A 4,659-nucleotide genomic window follows, 5' to 3' on the forward strand; every position below is an offset into this window, starting at 1 on the left:
GCTTTAATTTGTTGTTGTGTTAAAATTATTTTTTCTTTTTTCTTTTCAAAGACAGGCTTAAAATCAAAGGCTTCTACTTCGGTTAACTTCACCTTTTTTTTATTTAATTCACCTATAAATTCTTTGTAAGAGAGATCAAAGAATTTATCTAGCTTTTTCGAAGGTTTTTCTAGTCCTTTCATCTCTTTCAAATAATCTAAGAAAGATTGTTGTTCGTTATACAAAGATGTATGCAACTCAAGTAGTTGATTAGCTAAATTTTCAATCCTAAGCTTCTCAGCACTTTTAGGAGTTTTTACAGGAAAGTCATTAAGATACTGACGCTTAAATCGTAAGTATCCACCTCTGATTGCAGCACCTGTTGCAAACATATAGTAAAAAAGGAGTTCTGAGTTCAATAATCCTAATAAATATTTTGAGTCAGAAGGAATAAAAAAGCCAGTCATATCTACATACCTACCTACTGTATCAAGAGAAAAGCGTGGTATAGGTGCAATATCAGGAAAGATGATTTTTACTTTCTTATATTCTTCATAATAAGAACAAGCCCTTAACTCGTACCATTCACCTTTACCCTTAATATCACTTCTATTAGATAGAGGTTCTTTATATTGATTAAGATGATTTAAGATACTAGGATAATTACTTATATCTATTCCTTTTTCAACTAAAATAATAAAGCGATCTTTGTCTGCAACTAGATATTGTCGAATATCTGTACCCATAGTGAAAGGGTGTATAATATCAGCAGCCTTAGGATCATCATTGATGAGTTCCATTTTCTTTTCTTCATCAATAATATAAGCGGTGTTATAACCAGTCTTGATTCCACCGCAGATGTCCTTACCTAACCATTTAGATAGAGAAGTCCCTTGCTTTTTTATTTTTTCGAAGATGGAAGTACTCTCTGTATTAYCTATATACCAAAAACCGTCATCTAATTTATTCGACTTAATAGGAAAAGAGTTTTCTTCTAAGTATTCGTCCAAATTTGTAACATTTTTTTCTTTTACATCACATGCCTTAATATCATATGCTTTTTTTGGAGAGGCTTTTTTCATAGATAAGATTAAAGGATAGGTGACAGCATCTTGGAATATAGGCAAATCTCCAAAGTCAATAAGTTTAAGTATTTGATAATTAAGCAAGAAGCCTCTTAAAGGCTTTCCATATCTAGCTTTCATAAACTTATTAGGAAAAATAAGTGATAACCGTCCTTCCTTTTCTTTAAGTAAGTTTAGACTTTTTTCTAGAAAGTAAGTATATAAATCCGCACTACCACTAAAAACTGTATAATTCTTTTCTAAAAAAGGTTTGTAATGACCAATAAATTCATTACGTACATAAGGCGGGTTTCCAATAATGACATCAAAACCTCCATTGTCCATAATGTCTTTAAAAGATTCTGACCAATCAAAAGGTTTTAATGCGGGACTTGCATTATCTATTAAACTGTTGCCACATTGGATGTTTTTATCGAGTGTAGTCAATTCATCTTTTGCACTTGCAGTTTTCAGCCAAAGAGAAAGCTTTGTGATTTCTACCGATTCCTTGTTTAGATCTACTCCAAACAAATTATTTTTTAAGATGTGCTTATTTAGATCAAACAGAGTTAATTGTCCTAACCCCGTAATTGCCTCGTTTACAATCATGCCTTCCTTGTACAAATARTCAAAAGCTTGGTTCAAAAAAGCACCAGAACCACAAGCTGGGTCTAAAACTTTAATATTTGAGAGTACATCTCTATACGCCAACCAGAAATTTAACCATTTATTTTCAGCAGCGGTACGAACAGATTTTGCTGAACTTTTTAATTTTCTTTTTTCGATAGCATCTAGCTTTCTATCATATTCAGCTTCCCGTTCTTTCAATTTTGTGTTATACCATTCATCAATATCAATAAGTTCAGGTAAATTTTCTTCACCTAACTCTTTTCTTTTAGCTGATAGCCAACCTCCGATAGCATCTTCTACTATAAATCTAGTTATATACTCAGGAGTGTAAAAGATACCATCTTTTTTACGTTTTCCATTCTTGCCAATCTTTTCACCACGTATCTCTTGTTTCATTTCTTCTATATCAGTTATAGACTGTTCAAAAATGTGACCTAAAATGTTTACATCTAAATCACTGTTAAAGTTATTGTTTGAAATTCGTGTGAACTCTATAAAGATTGAATCTTGAATGTTAAGAGAGTCAAGAACTTCGTCATATTTAAATAGACCGCCATTGAATTTATTGATGTTGTTTCGTTGATTTCCTTTGTCTATCGACAAAAAGAGATTTTTTAATTGTCCCCAAATTGGTGTATCAGTTACTACATAAGATAATTTTGCAGCTTCAATTACACGTCTAAACGTATTTTCAGGGAGAAGTCCTGTATCTTCACAAAAGCATACAAAGAYAAATCTATCCATCAATTTTTGAGTCTTTTCAAATAAGACTAATTCATCTACAAGAGGATTATGAGTCTTTAAGTGTTCAAATACATTTAAACGAGTCTGTTTATATTCTTTATAAAACTTGTCGCTAATTTCTTCCTTTTCAGCGTCATTTGTATCATAAAACTCATCTGTTTTAGAATCTTTTTCTGAATCGATAAGGTGTTCTTTACAAAGCAAATAGTAAAAGCGTTTGAACTCTTCAGCGTCTGTTAATTCAATTATGTCGAATCGTTCATACTCGGATTGTGTCGAACTTCTATAAAACCTAATTTCTTTAAAGTTAGAAACAATAACCCACTTACAATTCTTACCTTGTTTAGAAGCATAAGAAAAAGCTTGTTCAACTGGCGTTTGCTGATTTTTTCTCCCACGTTGTTTACTGTCAAGATGTGTTTTTGCATCCTTTAATTCAATGATTACTTGTACATCATGCTTATTACGTGAAAAGTAGCCTAAGACTCCGTCAGCTTTGCTACTATCTGTTGAAGATTTGCTTTCCTGTATTAAATTCCACTCATCATTTCCAATTTGATCTTGATATCCTAATACATTTCTAAAAAAGTCAATTAGAAAACTCCCTTGTAAGGATTCTTCTTTAGTTTTCTTAAATTCAGTGTCTTCTAAACTGTGTTTCCAATTAGTCAATATTTTTAGTTTTTCATCGAAGTTTGGAATCTGATCTAATTTAAAATTTTCCAATCGTTCATTTAACAGTTTTCGATTAAAAATTTGTTTATTTATCAATTGATATACCGCCCTTATAAAAGTAGTTATTTCCATATTACCACAAACCAGCCATATCATAGGATAGATAAGTATTTATTATACTTATCTCAATTAAGGAGAGGCGTTAACTAACACAAGTGATTAACTAACTGACCGTACGCAGTTACAAATCATAAACCTCAATCAATAGTGTCAATCAAAAACGTATTGCTAGAACATAAATATGTAAGGGCTGCATAATACCCATACTGGACGTACTATATACCCTACTAACAGTGGCAAGGAACCGTAAGGTAAAAGAGAAGTAATAGGCATGACACACGATACAAGGACAACAGCACATTACAACAGATAAGACAACAAGAACAACCAAAAAAGAAAGAAAAGACGAAAACAATGCAATGACAGAACGTGAAAAGCACGAGGTTAACCACACCCAAACAATCCTACATTACAAGGTTATCAATATGGATAATATCTTTTTATGTAACCCCCCACCCTACGGGGGGGGCAGGGGTGTCAAGGAGGCGGTCTGCCGTCTGGAAAATATATGCTATAGTTTGCGAATTTTATATGGTATTAAATGGTAATTCCCCTTCGCATACCTACAACAAGTTAAACTTTTAGTACAGAAGATTAGGGTTCTACTAAAATTTTTAAATTACTTTTTTAGAAAAAAATCAAAGCAAGTTTTATACAATAATTTTTATGTTTATCAGTGTTAACCTGTGCATGTCAGTGTAATCCAGTGAAACCTCGTATTATCTCGTGTAATCTACTAACTTCTAATTATATAAAAATGGGTATTAAAGACGCTGGCGGGGGGATATTAGTAATAGGACGTCCTAATAAATTTACAAGGAGTGATTAAATTGCAAAGAGATCTATTAACTAAATTGATTAAGAAGGGTGGTAATGGATTTTTATATTGGTACATTTGGAAAGATGGAATGACATTAAAAGTTCATTCTGGTTCTGTTGGAGATATAGGAAAAACAAGAGAAATACAGTTGTCAATATCTGAAAAAGCAAATGAATCAATAGATGAATTAGTTAAGCAAAAGATTAAAGAAGGGTTTCGATATCTAGAAGAACATGACCTAATTACTCTTTTAGTGGAATATAACTATAAAAAAGATAAAATCCAAGAAACACTCAAAAAAAGACATTACATGCAAGATATAATTGATGGAAGTTTATTTTGGACTGGGAACGGCCATTGTGATGGTGGAGGAATGGGAATGGCGGTTGCCCAAATTTTTAATTATGTAATAGATGTTAAAAAGGCTGCAAAAGAAATTATCAAGGAACTTGAAAATGAAAACTTGGTTGAGGGAGTAGAAATTTCCTATCTTAATCCCTTAAATGTTCAATATATCACTTTGTACCCTAGTTGATTAGAACGATAACCATGAAAAGAGTATTGAGATCACTCAATACTCTCTTTTTATTATGCGGGGAAAGATAGTAATAGTGACGAGGTAAATAT

The 4,659-nt window shown here is 32.0% G+C and carries 2 protein-coding genes; one reads left to right on the top strand and one right to left on the bottom strand.

Annotation, left to right across the window (positions count from 1 at the left end; all coding sequences use genetic code 11):
• A partial coding sequence (locus tag AC1DTM_RS18550; RefSeq protein WP_477000624.1) for an Eco57I restriction-modification methylase domain-containing protein occupies window positions 1-3,188 on the bottom strand: 3,188 nt, incomplete at its 3' end.
• Window positions 3,189-4,042: 854 nt separating this feature from the next.
• Between AC1DTM_RS18550 and AC1DTM_RS18555 the strand changes: the two genes are divergently transcribed.
• Window positions 4,043-4,567: a hypothetical protein gene (locus AC1DTM_RS18555; RefSeq protein WP_477000625.1), complete on the top strand. Its 525-nt coding sequence runs from the start codon at window positions 4,043-4,045 to the stop codon at window positions 4,565-4,567.
• Window positions 4,568-4,659: the final 92 nt, after the last annotated feature.

Source organism: Bacillus sp. P4_D3 (assembly GCF_056401855.1).